Source organism: Trinickia soli, assembly GCF_002879855.1.
GTDB classification, from domain to species: domain Bacteria; phylum Pseudomonadota; class Gammaproteobacteria; order Burkholderiales; family Burkholderiaceae; genus Trinickia; species Trinickia soli.
This window is the reverse complement of sequence record NZ_PNYB01000001.1, coordinates 233752-255663: the sequence shown is the minus strand read 5'-3', so window position 1 is coordinate 255663 and position 21912 is coordinate 233752. Positions and strand designations below refer to the sequence as shown.

The following is a 21912-nucleotide window of genomic DNA, read 5'->3' as shown; positions in this document are numbered from 1 at the left end:
GTGCCGTCTAAGGGGCATTGAGGACAAGTGTCTGCTTTGATCGAGCCCCGTATGAACACGACTACCGCGAGTCCGGCCAGCGCTGGAGACGACCCCTTCGACGCCCTACGCCCACGTCTTTTTTCGGTTGCGTACCGCATGCTCGGTACGCGCGCCGATGCCGAAGACGTCGTACAGGATGCATGGTTACGGTGGCGTCAGAACACCGACCGCGCCGCCGTGCAGTCGCCCGAGGCGTGGCTTGTCACGGTCGTGACCCGTCTCGCGATCGATCGGCTGCGCGCGGTCAAAGCCGAGCGGGAAGCCTACGTCGGCCGGTGGCTGCCCGAGCCTCTTGTTCAAATCGAAGAACGGACGCCCGAAACGGCGGTCGAGCTGGCGAGCGATTTGTCGATGGCGCTGCTTTGGGTGCTCGAGCGGTTGTCGGCCGAAGAGCGCGCGGCATTTTTGTTGCGGCAGGTGTTCGATCACGGTTACGACGAAATTGCCGCGCTGCTCGGCAAGACCGAAGCCGCTTGTCGGCAAATGGTCCACCGTGCATCCGAACGTGTGCAACAACACCGCGCACGCTTCGACGTGCCGCGCGACGCCCATCGGCGCGTGGTCGAAAAGTTCATACGTGCGGCGCAATCGGGCGAGCGCGATGCCATTCAGGCGCTGCTGGCCGAGGACGTCGAGCTTGTCGGCGACGGCGGCGGCAAAGTGCCTTCTGTCTACAAAGTGCTGCACGGCGCCCATCGCATCGCCAATCTTTTCTGGGTCACGGGGCGGCGTTTTGGCGATCAAGCAGCCTACCGTCACGCGCTTATCAACGGCGAGCCGGGTCTGCTGCGCTATGTCGACGGCAAGCTCGAATCGGCGATGGGCATCGCGACCGACGGCGAGCGCATCGTCGGCATCTACGTCGTGCGCAACCCGGACAAGCTCGTGGGCATTCCGCAGACGAACGTCGATTAAAAAACAGAAAAACGGTCACAAGCGTCAGGCATGGACGCCGATCCCCGCCATGTCAATGCCGTTGCCGGGTGGCGTGAAGCGCCGTTCTTCGACGAGCGCGAGCGCGCGGCGCTCGAATGGGCCGAGCTCGTCACGGGCATGCCGCATAGCGACCCGGGCGATAAAGCATTTGCGCGCCTGCGCAAACAATTCAGCGAGGAGGAGATCGCGGAGCTCGGGTTCGTGATCGCGACGATCAATGCGTGGAATCTGTTGAACGCGAGTTTTCGCAATCCCGTGCCCGAGCAGGTATAGCATGCCCGGATCAGAAGGGCCGGCCGAACCTCTTGGCGGCGTTTAGCGCATCGCTTCGCGCCACAGCAACGTCAACACGGTCATCAAAGCCGGCCCGATGAACAACCCGACGAGGCCAAACGTCTCGGCGCCGCCGAGAATGCCGAACAAGACGAGCAAAAACGGCAGCCGCGTCGAACTGCCGATGATCCCGGGACGCACGAAGTGCTCGGCGATGAAGACAACGACGCCGCCCGTCGCCAGCACCGCAAAAGCACCCACCATCTGATTCTGCGAGAACAGCCAGAGCGCAGCGCCGCCAAATGCGATCGGCGCACAAAACGGCAGCATCGCGGCAACCGCAGTGATGAGCCCGAGTTCCGCCGCGTGCGGCAACCCCGTCGCGAAGTATGCCGCGCCGATCAGCACGCCCTCGCCCAGCCCCACCACGACGAGTCCCGTCACCGTCGCACGCACGGCCGCGGTCATCCGGATTACAAGGTGCGTGCCGTCGGCGCCGAACACGCGACGTACCGCTTTGAGCGCCTGCTCGGCGAGACGCGGCCCCGAGCGCAACAAAACGAATAACGCCAGCAGCATGAAGCCGAAATGCACGATGCCTTTCAACGCCAACGAGCCGACATGCCGCCCCGCCGTTGCGACATGACCGCCGCGCAGCGCGTCCATGGCGGGCGATCCTTCCAGCGGCCGCGCGAGATTCGTCTGCCACCACGCCGTGATCTGATTGCCGAACGGCAGGTGTGCGACGAACGGTGGCACAGCGAAACCCGTCTCGGCGACATCCCTGATCCAATGGATCAATTGATGCGCCTCGCGCAGCACCTGCGTAACCAGGAGTGCGAACGGCAACACGACGAAAAGCCCCACGACGGTCGTCAGCAGCAACGCGACCACGCTCGCGCGAGCGGCGCTTTGCTTCGGCGAACTCAAACGCTGCAACAGCGGCCAAACGACGATTGCAATGACAAGTGCCCAGACGATTGCCGGGATGAAGGACCGGATGATCCATATCGCGAGCGCAACAAGAACGGTGTACAGCACCCACGTTGCGATGCGTTGAGTGCGCTTTCCGTCAGCGGCGTCTTTGGTAGCGAATGGAGAGGGGGGCATGGCAATCGCCTTGGCGGTGGAGCTTTCGATCGTCGACATCTTATCGAAGATCGCACGGCCCGCTGATTGCGCGATTGACGTGCGACGATAGTTTGCGAAGAATTCGACTCACTGCAGGTTCGGTAGCGGTCGACCAGGGACGTCTCATGCGCCTTCGTTTCGCCTCATTCCAGTATGGCCACCGCGCGGCCCCAGTGCGCGCGCTCATCGTCGCACTGGCGTGCTCGTTTGGCGCGACGGGGCACGCCGTTGCCGATGACCATAGCGACACCGAGGCTGCCGCCTCCGCAACGGCCGCGGCGCCTGAAAGTGCAAGCGTGCATGCGAACGTGCCGGGTGCCGCAGCGCACGCATCTTCGGCTGTGCCGAACAGCGCGCTGCCCCTTCCTCGCGAGACGGCAATCGTTACCGAGCACAGACTGCGCCTGGACGGCCGGCGGTTCGACTATCGCGCCACGGCGGGTAACCTGCTGTTGCGTAACGACAAAGGCGAGCCCGAGGCCAGCATGTTTTACGTGGCTTACACGAGCACACCCGAGCGCGGCGTCGCTCGCCCCGTGACCTTTCTGTTCAACGGCGGCCCTGGGGCGGCCAGCGTCTTTCTGCTGATTGGGTCGGTCGGCCCTAAGCGCGCGCGGACATCCGCGCCGGAGGCGACTGCCCCCGCTCCGTATACGCTTGCGGACAATCCCGACTCGTTGCTCGATAAAAGCGACCTGGTTTTTGTCGATGCCGTCGGCACGGGGTTTTCGAAGGTCGTCGGCCCCGGAAACGCCAAGCGCTTCTGGAACGTCGACGGCGATCTCGATGCCTTCACCCGATTCATCGACCGTTATCTGACCGTCAATGATCGTTGGAATTCACCGAAGTTTCTGATCGGCGAATCGTACGGCACGGCGCGTGCCGCGATGTTGGCCTATCGCCTCATGCAGCACAACATTTCACTGAACGGCGTCGTTTTGCTTTCGTCGGTATTGAACGCGGGGATGCATGCGCCGGGGTTGGACCTGATGTACGTGCGTTATCTACCGTCGTTTGCAGCGACCGCCTGGTACCACGACAAGCTCGGGCCTGCCAAGCCGGCCGACCTGCCCGCATTCCTCGACGAAGTGCGTGCATTCGCGGCCGGCCCCTACGCCGCGGCGCTCGCAAAGGGCGACGCACTGCCCGACGCCGAACGCGACGCGATCGCCGCGCAAGTCGCACGCTACACGGGGTTGAACGCTCAGTATGTGGTCGGCGTGCACCTACGCGTGTCGCCCTCCCGCTTTCGCAAGCAGCTCCTGCTGACGCAAACACGCAGCGTGGGACGCTACGACAGCCGCTTCGAAGGCATCGAATACGACCAGGGCTCGTCCACGTCGGACTTCGACGCCTCCGAGAAATCCATCACGAGCGCCTTCGCTGCTGCATTCCATCAGCACCTGGCCCGCGATCTGCACTATAAGGCCGATAGCGCATACCAGGTGTTCAATGATCATGTGCTCGGCGCGTGGGACTGGAAACATGACGCGTGGTGGGGCGAAGCGCTCAACGTACCCTACGCTGCGGCCGATCTGGCCGAGGCGATGCGACAAAATCCGCACCTGAAAGTGCTTGCTGCGAACGGCTACTTCGATCTCGCGACGCCGTTCTTCGCGACCGAATATGACCTCGCGCACATGGGGCTGGAACCCTCGCTGCGCACAAACCTGCGTGTGACGTACTACCCAACGGGGCACATGATCTATCTCGACGACGCGGGACTGCACGCGCTCAAGGGCGATTTGGCGCGCTTTTACGACGATGCGACCGCCCGATAAACAATCATTTCAAACGAAAACCCCGGTGCGTTTCAAACATAATCCAATCAAAATAAAAACAGACTCACTCATCTGAGCATACGTATCGATATACGAGAATAAACGGTCTACCGTTTATAGTTGCCAATTTATTCGTCACGATAACAAACGACGCATATCAGTTTTTCCGCATCATTGCATTCGATGCTAATGACCTCGATATCCATTGGTCCGCGCCAGTGGCCGAGTACAGACCCACACACCCACTACCACTACTGGCAGCTACACGACAATGTTTTCGTCCTGTTAGCTTATGCACGCTCAATAAATTTTTGAGCGATTTTATCTTTTATTAAACACAACGATGGCTCGAGACGGCATTAAATATTGAATCCGTTGACTCCCCGCTTTCCCGCGGATACGGCGTCTCTTGGCGTTGCAATCCTAGGAGGTCAAATTGAAGTCGACATTGAAATTGAAGGGGTCGGTATCAGGTATTTTCAAAGCTGCGACATTGACGTTCCCATTGGCGGTGGCCGCACTGCCAACCCAGGCTGCAAGCCCGTCGACAATATGGGTCGGTACCGAGACAAGGGCATTTCTCACCCCCGAGCAGATGACCGCATTCGCGGCAGCGCCCGAAGCACAAGCGACTGCCGGGGAGCCCGCGCACGTCGTCGTCACCTTGCGCGTGCGCGACATGAAAAAGCTCGAAGCGCTCGGTCGTGCAGTCAACGAGCGCGGCAACGCGCAGTACCGTCACTTCCTGACGCCGAAGGCGTTCCTCGCCGACTTCGCTCCCAGCGAAGCCCAGGTGCAAAAGGTCGTCGCGCACCTGCGCAAAAGCGGCTTCGTCAACATCCGCGTAGCGAAAAACCGCCTGCTGATCTCGGCCGACGGGACGGCCGGTACGGTCAAAACCGCGTTCAACACGCCGCTCGTTCATTTCCGCAAGGGCAATCGCACTGTGTTCGCGAACGCGGCGCCTGCCGAGGTGCCCGAGGAACTTGGCGATACGGTGCTGTCGGTGTTGGGGCTGCAAAACGTGACCCGTGCCCATACGCTCGCCGTCAGAGGTCCCCGCACTGAAGCGAGGCCGCACGCGACCGGCACGGAGACAGGGCACTACCCGCTCGAGTTCGGTTCGATCTATGGTGCCGGCAACCTGCCGACCGCTTCGCAAACGACGGTCGGTGTCATCACGATCGGCGGCGCGAGCCAGGCCACGCAGGATCTGAACCAATTCACCGATGCGAATGGCCTCGCGCAAGTCAACGTCGCCGCCGTGCCGACCGGAGACCCCAACGGCAACTACAGCGACGATCAGGAAGGCCAGGGCGAGTGGGATCTCGATAGCCAGGACATCGTCGGCGCAGCCGGGGGCGCCGTCAATCAGTTGATCTTTTATGAAGCCGATATGAACGCATCGGGCAACACGGGTTTGACGCAAGCGTTCAATCAAGCCGTCACCGACAACGCAGCGAAGGTCATCAACGTGTCGCTCGGCTGGTGCGAAACCGATGCGCAAGCCGACGGCACGGTCGCCGCCGAGGATCAGATCTTCGCCGCGGCCGTGGCACAAGGTCAGACCTTCTCAGTGTCGTCAGGCGACGAAGGCGTCTACGAATGCAACAACCGCGGCTATCCTGACGGCAGATCATATTCGATCTCCTGGCCGGCATCGTCGCCAAACGTGATCGCCGTGGGCGGCACGACGCTCTTCACGTCGAACGGCAATTGGGCGCGCGAGACGGTATGGAACGAAGGGCTCGACGGCTACGGCAAGCTATGGGCCTCGACGGGCGGCATCAGCGTCGTCGAACCGCGGCCTTCATGGCAAAACACCCTGACCGTCAACCCGAAACCGAGCGGGCGAGCCGTTCCCGACATCTCGTTCGACGCGGCGCAGAGCTCGGGCGCCCTCGTCTACAACTACGGCCAGATCCAGCAGATCGGTGGCACGAGCCTGTCTTCGCCGATCTTCGTCGGGTTGTGGGCACGGCTGCAAACGGCCCATTCCAATTCGCTGGGCTTTCCGGCGTCGAGCATTTACAGCGCTGTCAAAGCGACGCCTTCGCTCGTCCACGACGTCACCTCGGGCAACAACGGCTACAGCGGTTATGGCTACAAAGCCGCCGCCGGTTGGGACTATCCGACGGGCTGGGGCAGCTTCGTGATGTCCAAGCTCGCCTCGTATGTGAACAGCCATCCGTTCGCACAATGAGCGCCAACGCCACCGGCGATCGATGGTCCCCTGAACGATAAGCGGCGGGCTTAACCCAAGGGGCAACATCCGCTCCCGGCCGGTCCGGCCCTCTTTGGAGGTCCGGACCTTTTCGTTGTGCGCGCAACAATCGTGCGCGTATTGGTAGGCAAATCCTGAAACGTCGGCGCATAATCGTCGCTTCGCGTCATTGCCCACGACACGTCGTTGCAGCGCCGCCTGCCCCATGCCGCTTGCCATCAAAGCCTTTATCGCCCCGCTGATCGTGGCCTGCGCCATGTTCATGGAGAGCGTCGATGCCAACATTATCGTCACGGCACTGCCTTCGATGGCGCGCGATTTCGGCAGCGATCCGGTCGCGTTGAAGGTTGCGATTACGAGTTACGTCGTCGGGCTCGGCGTGTTCATTCCGATCTGCGGATGGCTTGCCGATCGATTCGGCGCGCGTACGGTCTTCCGCACGGCGATCGGTATCTTCGTTGCCGGTTCGATCTTGTGCGGCTTTGCCCACTCGCTGCGTGTATTTACGCTCGCGCGTTTTCTCCAAGGCATCGGCGGCGCGATGATGGTCCCTGTCGGACGCATCATCATTTTTCGCGCGGTGCCGAAGACGGAGTTCGTGCGCGCGATGAACTATCTAAGCCTGCCTGCCATGTTCGCGCCCGCCGCAGCGCCGTTGCTGGGCGGCTTCATCACGACTTACCTGCACTGGCGGTTGATCTTCTTCGTCAATGTGCCGGTGGGCATCCTCGGGGTCTATTTGACGAATCGCCACATCGTCAATACGCACGAACCACACCCTGGCCCGCTCGATTGGCTCGGCTTCCTGATGTCCGCCAGCGGCGCGTCGCTTCTGCTGCTTGGACTCTCGCTGATCGGCAGCGCACTCATATCCGATCGCAGCGCTTACGAGATGTGCGTGACAGGGGCACTGCTCCTCGCGTTCTACGTGCTTTACGCGCAGCGCGCGCAACGGCCCGTGCTCGATCTGCGCCTGCTCAGCGTGCCCACGTTTCGCGCGAGCGTGCTCGGCGGCTCTATGTTCCGCGTCGGCCTGGGCGCCGTGCCGTTTCTGTTGCCGTTGGCTCTGCAAGAAGGGCTCGGCATGTCGGCGTTTCAATCGGGGGCGATCACCTGCGCCTCGGCGTTCGGCAGTATGTTCATGCGCTCGTTGACGTCGTCGGTATTGCGCAAGTTCGGGTTTCGCACGGTGCTCATCTACAACGCGATCTTCTCGGGCATTGCGATCGCCGCCTACGGCGCGTTCTTTCCCGGCACGCCGGTCTGGGTCATGTGGCTCGTCGTGCTGCTGGGCGGATTCTTTCCGGCTCTTCAATTCACGAGCTTGAATTCGATGATCTACGCCGAGATCGCGAGCCAGGACGTTGGGCGCGCGACGAGCTTGGGCAGCGTCGTGCAGCAGATGTCACTGGGCCTTGGCGTGACCGTCGGCGGGATCGTGTTGCAGATTGCGCGCGCGCTGCATGGCCACGCGCATGCCATGTGGTCGGATTTCTGGCCGTCGTTCCTCGTTGTCGGCCTGTTCTCGCTCGGCTCGATCCCGATTACGCGTAAGCTCGCGCCCGATGCGGGAGATGAGATTGCGCGGGGGACGCGGGGGTAAGAGGCGGCGACGCATAACCCCGCACCGCATCCATCACGATCGTCGCAAGCAAATCGACCGGCGGGGTTGCAACGTTCGACGCACGCACCAGGCTGAGCCCTAGTGTCGGCAACGTCGGCAACCCGTAAGTCTGTGGATCGAGCGTCCGAACGGTCGACGGCAAACCAAAAGGCGATCGCACCGTCACACCGAGCCCCGCCGCAGCCGCAGCCCACAAACCAGCGAGGCTCGGGCTGGTCAGCGCAACCCGCCACGCGATGCCCGCACGATCAAGCGCATCAGTTGCGAGCGAACAAACCATGCAGGCCCCATCGAACAGCACGAGCGGCAGCGGCTCGCCCGATTCGGCCGTCCATTGAAGCTCATCCGACCCGATCCAATGGATCGCAGGCTTGGCCAGTTCGACGCTCAGCCCTGCCGCGCGCCGGGCATGCATCGACAGATCGAGATCGTCCCAAACGAGTGCGAGATCGAGCTCGCCTGCATCGAGCCGGCTCGTCAGGTCGGCATTGCGCGCGACGCGCGCTTCGATGCGTACTTTCGGATGAGCCCGAGCAAAGCGGCCTAATACCCCCGGCAAAAGCGACTCGCCGAAATCCTCCTGCAGCCCGAGCCTCACCCACCCTTCCAGATCCGTACCGCGGGCAGCAACGATAGCCTCGTCGTTGAGTTCGACGAGCCGCCGCGCGTAGCGCAGCATCACTTCTCCGGCATCAGTCAGCCCAAGCCCGCGGCCGGCCTTGCGAAACAGCGGCGCCCCCACCTGCTCTTCCAGTTTCCTGATCTGCGCGCTGACGGCCGACGTCGAACGGCCCACACGATCGGCTGCCTTCGCGAAGCTGCCCAGATCCATGCCCGTCACAAAGCTGCGTAGCGCCGCCACATCAAAATTGGTTTGGCTCATTTGCGTTCATCATCCCGATTTATCGAACGATTCGTTCTGAATTTTCCGATTTTACGGACGATCATAGAGTGCGAAACTGCGTCCGTCAAATGTCATACGGAGTAGCGAATGGACACGCAATACCTGGCCAAAGCACCCGCCCGCAGCTTCAGTGCGTCGCATCGCTGGAAGGTGCTGGGCGTGGGCGTCGCAGCGAATGCCGCTTTTTCGGCCGTCGCGGCCGGCATACCGACGACCGCTGTCTGGATGCGCACAGGCTACCAACTCGGCAATGCGCAACTTGGCCTCGTGCTCGGAGCGACCGGCCTCGGTATTGCGCTGTCGGAACTGCCATGGGGTGTCGCCACCGACCGCTTCGGCGATCGTCCCGTGCTGGTCGCCGGGCTCGTCGGCACGGCGCTGACGCTGCTGACGATGGGGTTGTGCCTCGCACCGTCCCCCGGATCGATTCCCGCGCTGGCGCTGCTCGTCGTCGCCATGGCTCTGGTTGGTTTGCTGGGCGGCAGCGTCAACGGCTCGAGTGGCCGCGCCATCATGAGCTGGTTCAAGGAGGGAGAACGCGGCGTCGCCATGAGCATCCGGCAAACAGCGGTGCCGCTCGGTGGCGGAATCGGCGCTTCGCTTCTGCCGTGGCTTGCTTCGACGCACGGTTTCGCCGCCGTCTACAGCGTGCTCGCGCTGATGTGCGCGACACCTGCGGTCTTCGCGCTGCGCTGGCTTCACGAACCACCGCATACAGGCGCGGACCCCACGTCAAAGCCAGCCGCCGTCACGACTGAACGCAGCGCGCTGCATGAGCCGCAGATATGGCGCGTGGCAATCGGAATCGCTGCACTATGCATGCCGCAAATCGCCATCCTGACCTTCGCGACCGTCTTCCTGCACGACTTCGGGCACCTGGGCACGGCAGGCATCAGTACGGCGATGGCGTCGCTGCAGGTCGGGGCGATCGTCATGCGCGTCTGGAGCGGCCGTTATACGGACCGCCGCGGCAATCGACGCGCTTATCTGCGCGGCTCGACGATCGTTGCGGCTGCATCGTTTGCCGCGCTGGCCGGCAGCGTAGCGCTCGGGCATGCCCTGCCGTTCGCGGTCATCGTCGCCACGATCGTGATCGCCGGCGTGTGTGTTTCGGCCTGGCATGGTGTGGCCTATGCCGAACTCGCCACCCTGGCGGGCCCGGCGCGCGCCGGAACTGCACTCGGGATGGCCAACGCGCTCGTTTATGCCGGGCTGTTCCTCGTACCGCTTCTGCTTCCGCATCTGCTGGCGGCCACGTCATGGACGCTCGTCTGGTTCATCGGCGGCCTCATCGCGCTCGCTGTGTATCCGCTGTTTCCACAGCCTGCACACCGATAGTCATCGATATCGCGCGTAGCGAATGGTCGCCTCCTTGTGCCCGACGGCCATCGCTGTCTCCTTTCGATGCGGGAAGCATGACGATGACAAGATGCAAGCGTCCGCCTCAACCGAGCGGGCTTACTCCGATCAGCCACCGGTGCAGAAGGAACGCAAACAATGCCCAGGCGATCAGGCCGACGATGACGACGCGCATGTCGCCCGAGAGCGTTCCGACCGGATACTGCACGCCGGCGAGCTGATCGCGGCGGCGCCAGACGATAGCGCCGACTGCACCCCAAACGAGAAACGCCCCGAACAGCACCACGGCGTTGAGCGTGCCGTTGGCCAATAGATGGCCGAGCGACCATACGGCCACACCGGCCAGCATCGGATGTCCGATGGCGCGCTTGATCCGATTGCCTGGAATATACGCGGCGACGATCAGCACAAAGGCAATCGCGACGAGCAGCGCCGTCAGGTGACGCGCGCCGACCGGCGGCACCCACAACACGGTTGGCGTACGCCGCGCAACGCCGTAGCCCCAAACGATCAGCACGAAGCCGACGAGCGATGCGACGGAATAAAGTCCCTTCCAGCCGTGCTCACCGAAGCGGGCAACCTGTGCGTCCCGCCATGCCGGCGCGACGAGCCTCGTGCAATGGACACCGATAAAGACAATCAAACCCAGAATCAATATCGCCACGTCGAACCCCTTTTGTTATTGCCTGCTGTCGTTCCATGCTGCGAGCGTGATCGAGGGGCGCGCGACGGCGCCCGTGCCTGGGGCTCCGCGCGTCAAGGTGTCGCCGCAATGACCTGCGCCATGGCCGCCGTCAATTTCTTCGCGAACGGCACATGCAGAAACTCGTTCGGGCCATGGGCGTTCGACTTCGGTCCAAGCACGCCGCAGACGACGAACTGCGATTTCGGAAACCCTTCCTGCAAAACGTTCATCAACGGAATCGTCCCGCCCTGCCCGATGAAAGCGCAATCGGCGGCGAAGTGAGCGCGCGACGCATCGTTGACCGCTTGCGCCAGCCAGGGCGCGAGGTCCGGCGCGTTCCAGCCATTGGCGCTTGCTTCGGGCTTGAATGTGACCTTGGCGTTATAAGGCGGATCGAGTTCCAGCAGCGCTTTCAGATCGGCCACCGCTCGTGCCGCATCGACGAGGGCCGGCAATCGCAATGACAACTTGAACGCCGTTCGCGGGCGCAGAACGTTGCCGGCACTCGCAAGCGCAGGCAACCCTTCAGCGCCCGTCACCGAAAGCGAAGGCCGCCAGGTGGAATTGAGCAGTGCTTCGTAGGGATCGGTCGTGACGGGCAATACAGGCTTGCCGTCCTGTCCGCAGGCCCAAGGCGATGTTTTCCATACCCCATCGCCGAGAATGCCGGCCGTGGCACGGGCCTCGGTCAAGCGACTCGCAGGGATCTCGCAGTGAAACGCAGCGGGTAGCAGGTTGCCCGTCGTCGCATCTTCGAGCCGCTCGAACAACTGGCGCATGACACGGAAACTCGACGGCACGATCCCGCCATAGCTGCCCGAATGCACGCCTTCGTCGAGCACCTGCACTTCCAACGAACCCCCTACGAGACCACGTAGCGAAGTGGTCAACCAAAGCTGGTCGTAGTTGCCGGCACCCGAATCGAGGCAGACGACAAGCGCGACATTGCCGAGCCGTTCGCGCAGCGCGTCGACGTAAGGCAGCAGATCGTAGCTGCCCGACTCTTCGCAGGTTTCAATGAGCCCGACGCAGCGCGGACGCCCGACCCCCTGTTTATCGAGCGCCGCGAGTGCGCACAGGCTGGCATAAATGGCATAGCCGTCATCGGCTCCGCCGCGACCGTATAGCTTGCCGTCTTCGTATTTGGGCGTCCACGGGCCCAGATCTTTACGCCAGCCGTCGAATTCAGGTTGCTTGTCGAGGTGGCCATAAAGCACCACGGTGTCGCTGCTATTCGAGCGCGTGGCGGGTGCCTCGAAGAAGATGACAGGGGTGCGCCCGGGCAAGCGCACGACTTCGAGCCGCAGTCCTTTGACGTGTTGCGCCTGCGCCCAATTCGCCGCATCGGCGACGACGCGCTCGAGATAGCCGTGCTTTTCCCAATCGGCATCGAATGCGGGGCTTTTGGCGGGAATGGCGATGTAATCGGTCAATGCGGGAACGATTTCATCGTCCCATTTGCGTTCGACGAACTCGGTCAATGCCTGCTGATCGATCGAACTGTTTTGCTGCGTCGCATCATGTGCGGTCATGGTGGTCGGCCGGGGCAGTCAAAGCGCACATGATAGACCCGATCGCAATGCAGAACATCGCCGAATGCGCGACAATCGAACTCACCCCAGCCTCGAGGCGCCAACCATGTTGGGTCGCATCGCGTTACAAATCACCGAGGTGGTGTTTGCGCTGGCGATCTATTTTTTGCCTGCCATTATCGCGGACCGCCGCAACCGCCACGACCTGCTCACGATCGCGCTTTTCAACGCATGCGTCGGCTGGACGGCTGTCGGCTGGCTTCTCGCTTTGTTCTGGGCGTTTCAACCGAATCCTCCGATCGAAATCGCCCGCGATATCACGAGAAAACGGCGCCTGCTGAGCATGACTGCTTTTTCGGCTGCATTGGGTTCGCGCATCGAGCAGCGTGCGGCCAAGCGAAACGGCACGCCCAGGTAAGGGGTGACTGCAGAATTCGGAAAAAATCGTACGCTAAGTCGGCTCAGCCCTTAGCGCGTTGCGCTGCAGGCGGATGAGGGTTCTGTTGCAGGTTCACCGCGATCTGATCGCCCTCGTGGTGCCCCTAGACTTCATCGCCGGTAAAGAGTCAGGTTACGACTGACAGCAGTTCATTTACGTTTCAACCTTTATCAGTGACTCGAGCGGGCGAGCTGACCGTACGTGAGAACGTCGCGTCGGGGCGCCGCCTCATTCGTGCCGCGCGTATTGACTACGCTGTGGATCAACTGGTCCATCTCCTTGATGATATCGGCAAGCACGGTCGTGATGACCGCGAATTCCCGTCCGTATTGCCCCGCTCGCGCCGCTGCGATCCGTGCATTGAGGGCGACGATGTTCGCGTGCATCGAGATGCTGCCGAGTTGCTCGACGATATCGGCCTGACGCTTGAGCGTCGCGGCCTCGATGCCGCGCATCTCGTGCTGATAGGCGAGCGTGATCTCCTGCAGCAATTCGAGCAACGGCGTCGCATGCGCGACAAGTGCGTCGACCTGCTCGCGATGCCCCCCCATGCCGGACTCGACCCACGACACTGCCCGCTTGACGTGCTCGATGAATTGCTGAATTTGTTCGTCCGCCTTTCGGGAGCCGAAATACAGCTCGTGCAGCGCGTCCGAAAACACGCCGGGCATTCGCTCGTTGCCAGTCACGAGACCGGAGTGCGCATGCACAAACGTGGACAGGCACTCCTTGACGACCGCGAGCGCGGCGCAATCGCCGTGCGCTGCGAGCAACACGTGCAGAACGATGCGCTGCGAGAGCATCCGCTGCCGGCCCGACAGATTGATCAGCTCACCGATGACCTGTCCGGAGACCTCGTCGTGTTTCAGATGTACCTGCTTTTTCATTGTGCCACGCCCTGGAAGATGACTAGCCCGAGACCGATCAGTCCGTCTCGAATGGCGGACCGACAAGCCAGGGCAAAAAAAAGCGTCCAGAACGGCAACCGTGCGACCGTAAATCGGTACGCGCCGTAGCCGTTCGGGACGCCGTTGCCCCGCTGGGTCGCTCGAGAAGAGCGGCCGCCGTAGATTCGATAAACCGAGGCCTGCGTTGACCTCGCGTCGACGTTCAGCAATATCCGTGCCAAATATCGACGAAGGGCCGATCGCGGGAAAGCTCCCAGTGTTGGCCTGCGGTCCAATATCCGGGCAAACCCTTATCCGGTCACGCTGACAACGATTCGACGAATCACCGCTCAACTGTGGAGTTTCACGAGGGGCCGGAGGTTGATGCGCACACAACCGACGGGCCGCCAGTCGGCACGCGGAAGGTATTCAGGCCCGGCATGCATTGAGTCGGTGCGGTGCAATCGTGCGTAGCACCATAAGCGTGCTCCGCCGAACGCGTCATTGGTACGCGGCTGATTGGTGGTCAGGATCACAACAGGCCTGTGCGTTCGTCGGCATTCAAGGCGGGGTTAGGTACGGCGTCACGCCGACCGCGAACAAGCTCTATAGCCTCGTGTGCAACGGCAGCACGAGCGCGAGAGAGAGCGGGCCGAAGCAACCGACACGCGCGCTACGCGAAATCGACCAGGAGGGCACTGCGCATCAGAAAATCGAGCAGCAGCGAACTGCCCGAAGCCCGAGCAAGCCTGCAGGACGCGCTTCGGCGGGCCGAGCGCGCCGAAGCTGAAGTGGAGGTCACACGGCGGCTCGTCGGCAGGCTGAAAAAACGCCGGCCGCCCGCGGAGCCATGCGCGTCAAGATGATCCGCCTTAGCTTACGATTTTTGCGAATTCTGAAGTCACCCCGGGTAGCGAAGCGCGCCTCCAGTCTCGGCTCCGCGACCGGGTGCCCGTGGCCAAGCGTCAGAGGGAGGATTTCAATGCAGCCTGTGCGAAGCTGGCGCCGGCCGCGAACGACCCCGTTATCGCGCCGACATAGCCGCGCAGATGAACGAGCCCCGGCGAGATCGATCGAGGCTCGTGGCCCAGCAACTCGCGCGCAAACGCTTCTTGTCTAAACTCCCCGTGTTCGTCGAACCATTGACACAGCACACCACCGGCGGTCAGCGCCGTCACTGTCATGCGCGAGCCGCCGCCCGCCTTCAGCGTCACGACATCGCCTACGCAAAAATGTTCAACCTCGTCACGGGCAGCTATCGACATATGTACTCCGTCGCAAAGCACTGAACCGTCGAATTGACGGCTGCAATCAACTGTGTGGTAACGAACGGACATCGATAATCAAGCCGCTCGTCGTTCATTGCCCCCGATATATCGATCGAGGTCAAACACAGACTAACAATAGAATTTTTATTCCACAAGCATTTTAGGGAAAACGTGAGGACGAATTTCCGTGCCGAACCAATCCAGCGATTAATTCAGTATTAAGTCACACGATAAAAAACGATACCATCGATCAGGAACCGATTATCATCAAAATACAACAATCGTACTTTTCAGGGATAGGCACTAGTGGCCCTCTCGCTTGCCCGACAACGATCTGCGGCGGCTGCCCCGGTCGGTCCGGCAACGCCTCGATGCATCAGCATAGCCTCAAGAGCGGCGTTAAAGTTTGATCGAAGTCAATCCCGCAATGCGTCATTAATCGGTTTCGTATGACGCACACGGGGCGCAATTAGCGGCTCAATATGAAAACGTTTTTCTAATCCTTGATTCATCTTTGAATCGCTGGAGCGTTGGTAAAAGGTAAAACGATCTCCAGGTGCGCCTGACCCGCGCTCGTTTAAATACGTGAATCGAGCACCGCGCACGCCCGACGTGAAGCGACGACGATGAGCTTCATCGTGGCGCGCGTGGCGCCTACGAACAGCTTGCGGGCCGAACGTTCGTCGAAGACGTCGAAATCGACCTCGGTCAAGACCACGCAAGGCGCGGACTGCCCCTTGAATCGATAGATCGATTCCAGCAGCACGTCCCCTTCCCGATATTCAGGATTGCCGAACAAGTCGTACTTTCCGGTGAAGCTGCGCAGCCGGTGCGGCCCTAACTGTTCGAGCGCGCTCAGCGCAGAGCCTTCCCGGCCGCGGTACGACAGCACGGCGATGTCCTGCTTTCGAAAGCCTAATGAAAGGGCCTGGGTGATGGCGCGTTTAGTCGAATCGACGATCGAATCGCCGTCGGTTTCGTCATAAGAAGCAATCGAAATGTCCGACCCGTCGAACGGGCTACCTGCGATGAGCCCGGCGGCGCGCGGCACCGCGGTGCCCACCTTGTCCCGCACGAATTCGAGGATGTCGCGCGGGCTGCGATAGTTCGTCGTTTCGGTCAGGACAACCCAGCCGGGCAGCGCAACCGGTTCACGCATATAAAGGTTTTGCAGCGGATCCTCGAGCCACCACCAGGCACCATCGGATCGAACGAGGCGCGAGAGCGCCTGGACCCACGCCTCTTGAAAATCCTGCCCTTCGTCCACGATCAGCACATCGAACGTCCATCGCTCGGCAATCGGCGCTTCGGCAAAGACGCCTTCGAGCCTTGCGAATGCATCGGGCGATTGGAAATCTTGTACCGCCCCCACATCGCGCGCGATCCAATCGCAGAGCTGATGGTAGTTGGCGACCTTCGCGCCCTCGGGCGCGACGCGCGCAATGTGATCGGCGAGCGGGCGATTGAAGCAGACATAGAGGACACGCTTGCCGCTCGCCGCGGCGTCTTTCATGACCTGCACCGCCAGTTGCGTCTTTCCCGAGCCGGCGGTGCCGATCACGCGCAACCGGAACGGGGTGAACTCGAGCCGACGGGCCCAGGTTGCCAGGCCGCCGGACAGACGCGTCACGAGCGTGCCGGCCTGCCCGACCAGCGCGCTCGTGTCGGGCGTCAACGACAATTCGTCGGACAAAAAGTGGTGAATCTTGGCTGCACATGGCAGCTTCGGCTCGTCGGCGGGCAGCGCCTCGAGAATGATCGATGCGAGCCGATCCTTGCGCGTCGCGTCGACGATGCCTTCAGCCGGAATACCTGCGATCGCGGCATTCTTGACGACGTAATCGGGACAAAACAGCAGCGCTTCGATACAGTAGGTGCCCGCGCCGAACGCCGCGGTGAACCGCCGGTGCAGTCGCTCGATCGTCTGCGCGAGCTGGATCGAGACGTTGCGTTCGGTTTGCAGGTAAACCTTGACGAGGCCTTTGGGCGTTTCGCGCAGGAATCCGGCTTTTTGCTCGATGAGCATGACGCGCCCGGCCGGGCTCACGATGACGAAGTCTGCTTCGCCGAATACGGAGAAAGCCCGATTCAGACGTGTCCAATGTACGCCGTGATACACGGTGTAGTCGTCGGGCAGCGCGCCCTCGAGCAGCGTGAGCGTTTCGCGCTCGCGCTCGGCGGCGCCGGTCGCGGCCAGATTCTTCCAATCATCGGGAATAAGGCGGGCCATGGCGGGCTGATCCTTGCTGTGATGTTTCGAATTCGGCGTATTGTACAAACCGCGCAGGGCTGCCTCATGTCGAGGCGCGGCGTTTTCTTTAGGAGGACAAGTAATGCTGAAGATTTGGGGGCGAGCGAACTCGGTCAACGTGCAAAAGGTGCTGTGGTGCTGCGACGAGCTCGGTCTCCCATTCGAGCGCGTCGATGCCGGCTTGCAGTTCGGCCGCGTCAACGATCCCGACTATCGCGAGTTAAACCCGAACGGTCAAGTGCCCACGCTCGTGGACGGTACCTTCGTGCTGTGGGAATCGAACTCGATTCTTCGCTACCTCGCGATGCAGTACGGCGCATCGAGCGCTTTGTACCCGAATGAGCCGAAGCTGCGCGCAAGCATCGATCGCTGGCTCGATTGGTCGCTTTCGACGCTCGCGCCGGCAGAGCGCCCGATGTTTCTGACGCTCGTGCGGACCGCGCCGGAGCAGCGCGACATGGAAGCGCTCGCCGCAAACCTCAAAACGCTCGTCGCACGCTGGAAGATTCTGGATGCGCATCTTCAGGGACGCTTTCACGTGGAAGGCGACCGCTTCACGCTCGCCGATATCGTGCTCGGCGCATTCGCAAAACGCTGGTTCGGTGTGGAAGGCATCGAACGGCCGCCGATGCCGAGCCTCGAGCGTTGGTATCAACGGCTGACGCAGCGCGCGCCGTTCAAAAAGTACATCGACCTGCCGTTGACCTGACGCGTTCGCGGCGTTTCACGATTGCGCGCGACGCCCGGCTGCCTTGGCCAGCAGTGAGTCGAGCAGCGGCAATTGCACGGGTTTGGTCAGATGTAGATCGAACCCTTGATCGAGCGAACGCGCAACATCACTCTCCTGCCCGAAGCCCGTCATCGCGGCGCAACTGGCGCCCTGCAATGCCTTCGTTTTCTTGAGTTGACGCAGCACGGCGAAGCCGTCGGCCCCGGGCATCGCGATATCGATGAGGGCAACGTCGATGTGCTCGGCGCGTTCGGCGAATTGCATCGCCTGCGCACCGCTGTATGCCACCTGTACGCGATGGCCCATCATGCGCAGCAGCATTGCCATGCTGTCGGCGGAATCGCGGTTGTCGTCGACGACGAGCACGACGAGCATCTCGCGCGCGTCGCCGTCCGCTGTGCCGTCGCGCATTCCTTCATCGTTCGCGGCGTCTTGAACGCTATAGAGCGGCAGCGTGACGGTAAACGTCGCCCCGCGTCCTGCGCCCTCGCTCGTCGCCTCGATCGCTCCGCCATGCATCTCGACGAGCCACCGACACAGCGTCAGGCCGATGCCCAGGCCGCTTTCTCTGCGCTCGAACCGGTTATCCGCTTGCACGAACAAGTCGAAGATCGAGTCGATCGCATCGGCCTCGATGCCGCACCCCTCGTCGACCACACGCAAACGCGCGAACGCACCGCCAACCTTGTCGAGGGTCACGCTGATGCGACCGCCGTGCTCGGAGAACTTCGACGCGTTGTTCAACAGACTTTGGATGACCTGCACCAATCGAGTCGCATCGCCGTTGACGACGATATGGGTGGATGCCGACTGCACGTCGACCGACTGCTGACGCGACGAGACATGCGGCCGGATCATCTCGATCGCGCGCACGACGACTTCGGAAAGATCCACGGGCTCGAGCCGCAATGCGACCTTGCCGGTCGTCACGCGCCCCGCGTCGAGCAGATCGTCGACGAGACGCGTCAAATGGGAGATTTGCCGGTCGATCATGTCGCGGCACTGTCGCAGCGTCGGACTGACGAGCGGCTCCAGCATCATGACGCTCAGGGCGTTGCTCACGGGCGCGAGCGGATTACGCAGCTCATGGGCGAGCGTCGCCAGGAACTCGTTCATATGCTGGCTGGCGGCTTCCAGCTCGCGCAAGCGCTTGCGCTCGGTCATATCGCGCGTCACCTTTGCGTAGCCGCGCACCCGACGCCCTTCGCCGCCGCCATACACGGCTGACAACACGACGTTGGCCCAAAACAGGGTGCCGTCCTTGCGCACGCGCCAACCTTCGGATTCGAGGCGCCCGGTACGCGCCGCGATCGCCAATTCGGCGTCTGGCTTGCCGCTCGCGATGTCGTCGGGCGGATAGAAGATCGATACGTGTTGGCCGATGATTTCATCGGCGGCATAGCCCTTGATCTTCTCGGCGCCGTTGTTCCAACTGACGATCGCGCCGTCGGCGTCGAGCATATAGATCGCGTAGTCCTCAACGGACTCGAGCAGAATGCGTAGACGTTCTTCTGGCGGCACCTCTTGCTGCTGAGGCGGCGAGAACGATTGACTGTCGCTTACGATGCTGTCCGGACGCATAACGGCGGCGTTTCATTTAAAAGGATGCGACACATGGATTGCCGCTTCGGCCCATGTAAGCACATCCCATGCCATGCATCCTCGACTGGTCGCGGCGCGACGCGCGCGTGTCACTCCTAACGCGCCTGGTCGGTCGTGACACCTTTAGCGGTGTCGTCCGTTCGCGCCGCGCTCGGACCGGGTAACCGCGCGGATTGCCGCAGCCTGATCGTTGCGCCAGCAACTTTGACAATATCGATTGCAAAAACTTCCGCTGCGTCCGGCTGCTCGACTATCCCAGTGCGCGCGCATCGATCGCGTCCGTGATGAGCGAAACGAGCCGCTCGGGGTCCGCCGGTTTTCGCATGAAATGATGAAATCCTTCGCCGATGCTACGCAGGCGAAAGGCTTCGTCCGCGTGCCCGGTAATGGCTACGGCCACGGCAGGCACGCGATCGTTGCGGATCTCGTCGTCGCGCAACCGTTGGATCAGATAGAAGCCGTCCATCGCGGGCAAGTCGATATCGCAGATAACGACGTCGGGCGCCAGATCGAGCGCCGCCTCTATTCCTGCTTCGGCGTCCGCCGCGGCGACGACTCGCGCGCCCTCGGATTCGAGCACCATTGCGAGCGACTGTCTGCTGGCGGGATCGTCTTCGACCAAAACGATCGTCACCTGCTCAAGTCTCATAATTCCGTTCATACGATTTGTTGTAGCTGTCAATACATAAGCCTGAACCTCGGACCGCTGGACACACGCGGAAGTTGCATGCGGTTGTCGACTCGCGCCGGGATTTGAGGGCTAAGGCCGGGCGGACAATAACACGCCGATAAGGTGGAACGATGACGGCCACGGCTCTGGCGCCACGAGGCGCAATATTCATGCTTGGCGGGAGGGAGGCGTGGTTTTTGCGGGGATCGCTCCCTTATGTCGACGCCAGGGAGGGTGAGGCGATGGCATGTCTGGACATGAATGGACCGGGCGTCAACCCATGCAAGGACCGCACCTCGCAAGGAAGGCCGTGTCGCGGAGCACGTGGTGCGACGCGCCATAGGCTTTGACTGGCGCCAGATGCCAGCCCGGGCGATGCGCGCCGAGCGATGCGACCCGGCAACGCATAGTGGAAGCGCATTTCAGGGCATGCGACTAAGAAAAAGCGCACAAAACAAGCAGCTGGTTCGATGCCCCCACACCGCTGTCGCCCGATGTTGCGAATTCCTTCAACAGATCGAATTCATAGGGTTGCAGAAACACGGCAGGTTGTTCGAGCCCATCGCAGCTCACACCAACCGCAGCCCTCATTGCTGCCGCATCCAGCGACGCATTGCCGCTCGATTCCGGCAGCGTCAGTTGATTGACCACGCCAGGCGGCGACATTGCAATGTGTACGATCGTCGTGCCTGTTTGACGAGGTTGCGGATCGGGAAGCACCGCCCGCCTCTTTAACCGAGACAAATGCGCGCATGCGTGACCTTAACGGCGCCTTTTCGAATTTCTTTAGCCCGGCGCAAAACAATTTCTAATTCCGATGCATGCCCGACCCGAAGAAACAACAACCCGGATTAGCACTGCGCCGATTTCGATCCCGTATGCCGCATTTGCTAAAAGCATTGAACCGAAAATCGAACGACAGCTACGATGAACACCCCCGCACCACCCCGGTGCATCGGCAAGCGTCCAACGGCCCGCACCGCTGACCGTCGTACCGTCGCACCGTCGATAGACCAATTCAATTGGCATACGCGCCCGCTTCGTCTTAAATAACGAAGATTGCCCCGTCGTCTGGCTACTTTTGCGGAGATCAACATGACCCAACCGAACGTCGACGATCTGGCGAAGTCGATCGCAGACGACACGGGAGCCCCGACCGAGACGGTTCGGGAGATGGTTTCACAGACGTGGCAAGCGTTCAGCGACGGCGCGCGCATCACGGACTACCTCGGCGTGCTCGTGACAAAACGCGTACGCGAAGACCTGCGCAGCAGGCACCGCGCCGGCCGACACTGATTCTTCAGATCAAACCTTTGACGGCGTGCTTCGGCACGCCCTTCGGCGTTTTGTCGCAGTTTCGTAGTGCGTGTCCGGGACATCGCTCCCATTTTCACAATGCGCAATCTCCGCGCGAAGTCGATCAATCGTTTTCTAATTGCGCACTAAATGTGCTCCCGAAATTGATCGCAATCCGCTGCGCGGCAGATTTCGGCCACCGGCCTAAATAGACAACCCCGTCTATTCACCACCAATGTAAAAGTAAGCGTAAAAGTAAGCGAATCGGCTTTCGAAGC

The 21912-nt window shown here is 61.7% G+C and carries 18 protein-coding genes and 1 pseudogene; 9 read left to right on the top strand and 10 right to left on the bottom strand.

Annotated features, from left to right (window positions below; all coding sequences use genetic code 11):
• Positions 1 to 51 precede the first annotated feature (51 nt).
• Positions 52 to 957: an RNA polymerase sigma-70 factor gene (locus C0Z19_RS01095; RefSeq protein ID WP_102607938.1), complete on the top strand. Its 906-nt coding sequence runs from the start codon at positions 52 to 54 to the stop codon at positions 955 to 957.
• Between the two features lie 45 nt (positions 958 to 1002).
• Positions 1003 to 1251, top strand: a pseudogene (locus C0Z19_RS01090) (carboxymuconolactone decarboxylase family protein); the annotation flags it as partial.
• Positions 1252 to 1293: 42 nt separating this feature from the next.
• Here C0Z19_RS01090 and C0Z19_RS01085 read toward each other — a convergent pair.
• Positions 1294 to 2361, bottom strand: coding sequence for an AI-2E family transporter (locus C0Z19_RS01085; RefSeq protein WP_102608154.1), 1068 nt, complete (start codon positions 2359 to 2361; stop codon positions 1294 to 1296).
• Positions 2362 to 2507: 146 nt separating this feature from the next.
• Between C0Z19_RS01085 and C0Z19_RS01080 the strand changes: the two genes are divergently transcribed.
• The 3 genes from C0Z19_RS01080 (at position 2508) to C0Z19_RS01070 (ending at position 7990) form a co-directional block, all read left to right on the top strand.
• On the top strand, positions 2508 to 4163 hold the full coding sequence (locus tag C0Z19_RS01080) for a S10 family peptidase (RefSeq protein ID WP_102607937.1): 1656 nt from the start codon (positions 2508 to 2510) through the stop codon (positions 4161 to 4163).
• A 448-nt stretch (positions 4164 to 4611) separates the two neighbouring features.
• Complete coding sequence (locus C0Z19_RS01075) at positions 4612 to 6366, top strand: S53 family peptidase (protein ID WP_102607936.1); 1755 nt, start codon at positions 4612 to 4614, stop codon at positions 6364 to 6366.
• Between the two features lie 226 nt (positions 6367 to 6592).
• Positions 6593 to 7990, top strand: coding sequence for an MFS transporter (locus C0Z19_RS01070; protein WP_102607935.1), 1398 nt, complete (start codon positions 6593 to 6595; stop codon positions 7988 to 7990).
• Here the strand turns inward: C0Z19_RS01070 and C0Z19_RS01065 are convergent.
• The gene (locus C0Z19_RS01065; RefSeq protein ID WP_102607934.1) at positions 7932 to 8894 is read right to left on the bottom strand and encodes a LysR substrate-binding domain-containing protein; all 963 of its coding nucleotides are present in this window, start codon (positions 8892 to 8894) and stop codon (positions 7932 to 7934) included. The two genes, C0Z19_RS01070 and C0Z19_RS01065, sit on opposite strands and share 59 nt — an antisense overlap.
• Before the next feature lie 108 nt (positions 8895 to 9002).
• On the opposite strand from C0Z19_RS01065, the gene C0Z19_RS01060 reads away from it, so the two are divergent.
• Complete coding sequence (locus tag C0Z19_RS01060; protein WP_102607933.1) at positions 9003 to 10253, top strand: MFS transporter; 1251 nt, start codon at positions 9003 to 9005, stop codon at positions 10251 to 10253.
• Positions 10254 to 10359: 106 nt separating this feature from the next.
• Here the strand turns inward: C0Z19_RS01060 and C0Z19_RS01055 are convergent, their stop codons facing one another.
• Together C0Z19_RS01055 and C0Z19_RS01050 are read right to left on the bottom strand one after the other, a co-directional pair.
• Positions 10360 to 10938: an NnrU family protein gene (locus C0Z19_RS01055; protein ID WP_102607932.1), complete on the bottom strand. Its 579-nt coding sequence runs from the start codon at positions 10936 to 10938 to the stop codon at positions 10360 to 10362.
• A gap of 92 nt (positions 10939 to 11030) precedes the next feature.
• Positions 11031 to 12491 carry a M20 family metallopeptidase gene (locus C0Z19_RS01050; RefSeq protein ID WP_102607931.1) on the bottom strand — a complete coding sequence of 487 codons (1461 nt, stop codon included), beginning with the start codon at positions 12489 to 12491 and terminating at the stop codon, positions 11031 to 11033.
• 106 nt (positions 12492 to 12597) lie between these two features.
• Between C0Z19_RS01050 and C0Z19_RS01045 the strand changes: the two genes are divergently transcribed.
• Positions 12598 to 12909, top strand: a complete 312-nt coding sequence (locus tag C0Z19_RS01045) for a superinfection immunity protein (RefSeq protein ID WP_102607930.1) — start codon at positions 12598 to 12600, stop codon at positions 12907 to 12909.
• A 191-nt stretch (positions 12910 to 13100) separates the two neighbouring features.
• Here the strand turns inward: C0Z19_RS01045 and C0Z19_RS01040 are convergent, their stop codons facing one another.
• The 3 genes from C0Z19_RS01040 to C0Z19_RS01025 all read right to left on the bottom strand — a co-directional run bounded on the left by C0Z19_RS01040 (position 13101) and on the right by C0Z19_RS01025 (position 17315).
• A complete protein-coding gene (locus tag C0Z19_RS01040) occupies positions 13101 to 13817 on the bottom strand; it encodes a methyl-accepting chemotaxis protein (RefSeq protein ID WP_102607929.1) in 717 nt (238 codons plus the stop codon).
• 965 nt (positions 13818 to 14782) lie between these two features.
• Positions 14783 to 15082, bottom strand: a complete 300-nt coding sequence (locus tag C0Z19_RS01030; protein WP_102607927.1) for a YodC family protein — start codon at positions 15080 to 15082, stop codon at positions 14783 to 14785.
• 580 nt (positions 15083 to 15662) lie between these two features.
• Positions 15663 to 17315: an ATP-binding domain-containing protein gene (locus C0Z19_RS01025; protein ID WP_102607926.1), complete on the bottom strand. Its 1653-nt coding sequence runs from the start codon at positions 17313 to 17315 to the stop codon at positions 15663 to 15665.
• Between the two features lie 103 nt (positions 17316 to 17418).
• On the opposite strand from C0Z19_RS01025, the gene C0Z19_RS01020 reads away from it, so the two are divergent.
• On the top strand, positions 17419 to 18045 hold the full coding sequence (locus C0Z19_RS01020) for a glutathione S-transferase family protein (RefSeq protein ID WP_102607925.1): 627 nt from the start codon (positions 17419 to 17421) through the stop codon (positions 18043 to 18045).
• A gap of 15 nt (positions 18046 to 18060) precedes the next feature.
• Here the strand turns inward: C0Z19_RS01020 and C0Z19_RS01015 are convergent, their stop codons facing one another.
• The 3 genes from C0Z19_RS01015 to C0Z19_RS01005 all read right to left on the bottom strand — a co-directional run bounded on the left by C0Z19_RS01015 (position 18061) and on the right by C0Z19_RS01005 (position 21058).
• Positions 18061 to 19647: a PAS domain-containing hybrid sensor histidine kinase/response regulator gene (locus C0Z19_RS01015; RefSeq protein ID WP_102607924.1), complete on the bottom strand. Its 1587-nt coding sequence runs from the start codon at positions 19645 to 19647 to the stop codon at positions 18061 to 18063.
• Between the two features lie 271 nt (positions 19648 to 19918).
• Positions 19919 to 20329: a response regulator gene (locus C0Z19_RS01010; RefSeq protein ID WP_102607923.1), complete on the bottom strand. Its 411-nt coding sequence runs from the start codon at positions 20327 to 20329 to the stop codon at positions 19919 to 19921.
• A 444-nt stretch (positions 20330 to 20773) separates the two neighbouring features.
• On the bottom strand, positions 20774 to 21058 hold the full coding sequence (locus C0Z19_RS01005; RefSeq protein ID WP_146011971.1) for a TonB family protein: 285 nt from the start codon (positions 21056 to 21058) through the stop codon (positions 20774 to 20776).
• A 375-nt stretch (positions 21059 to 21433) separates the two neighbouring features.
• Here C0Z19_RS01005 and C0Z19_RS01000 point away from each other — a divergent pair, with 375 nt between their 5' ends.
• Positions 21434 to 21634: a DUF3562 domain-containing protein gene (locus C0Z19_RS01000; protein WP_102607921.1), complete on the top strand. Its 201-nt coding sequence runs from the start codon at positions 21434 to 21436 to the stop codon at positions 21632 to 21634.
• Positions 21635 to 21912: the final 278 nt, after the last annotated feature.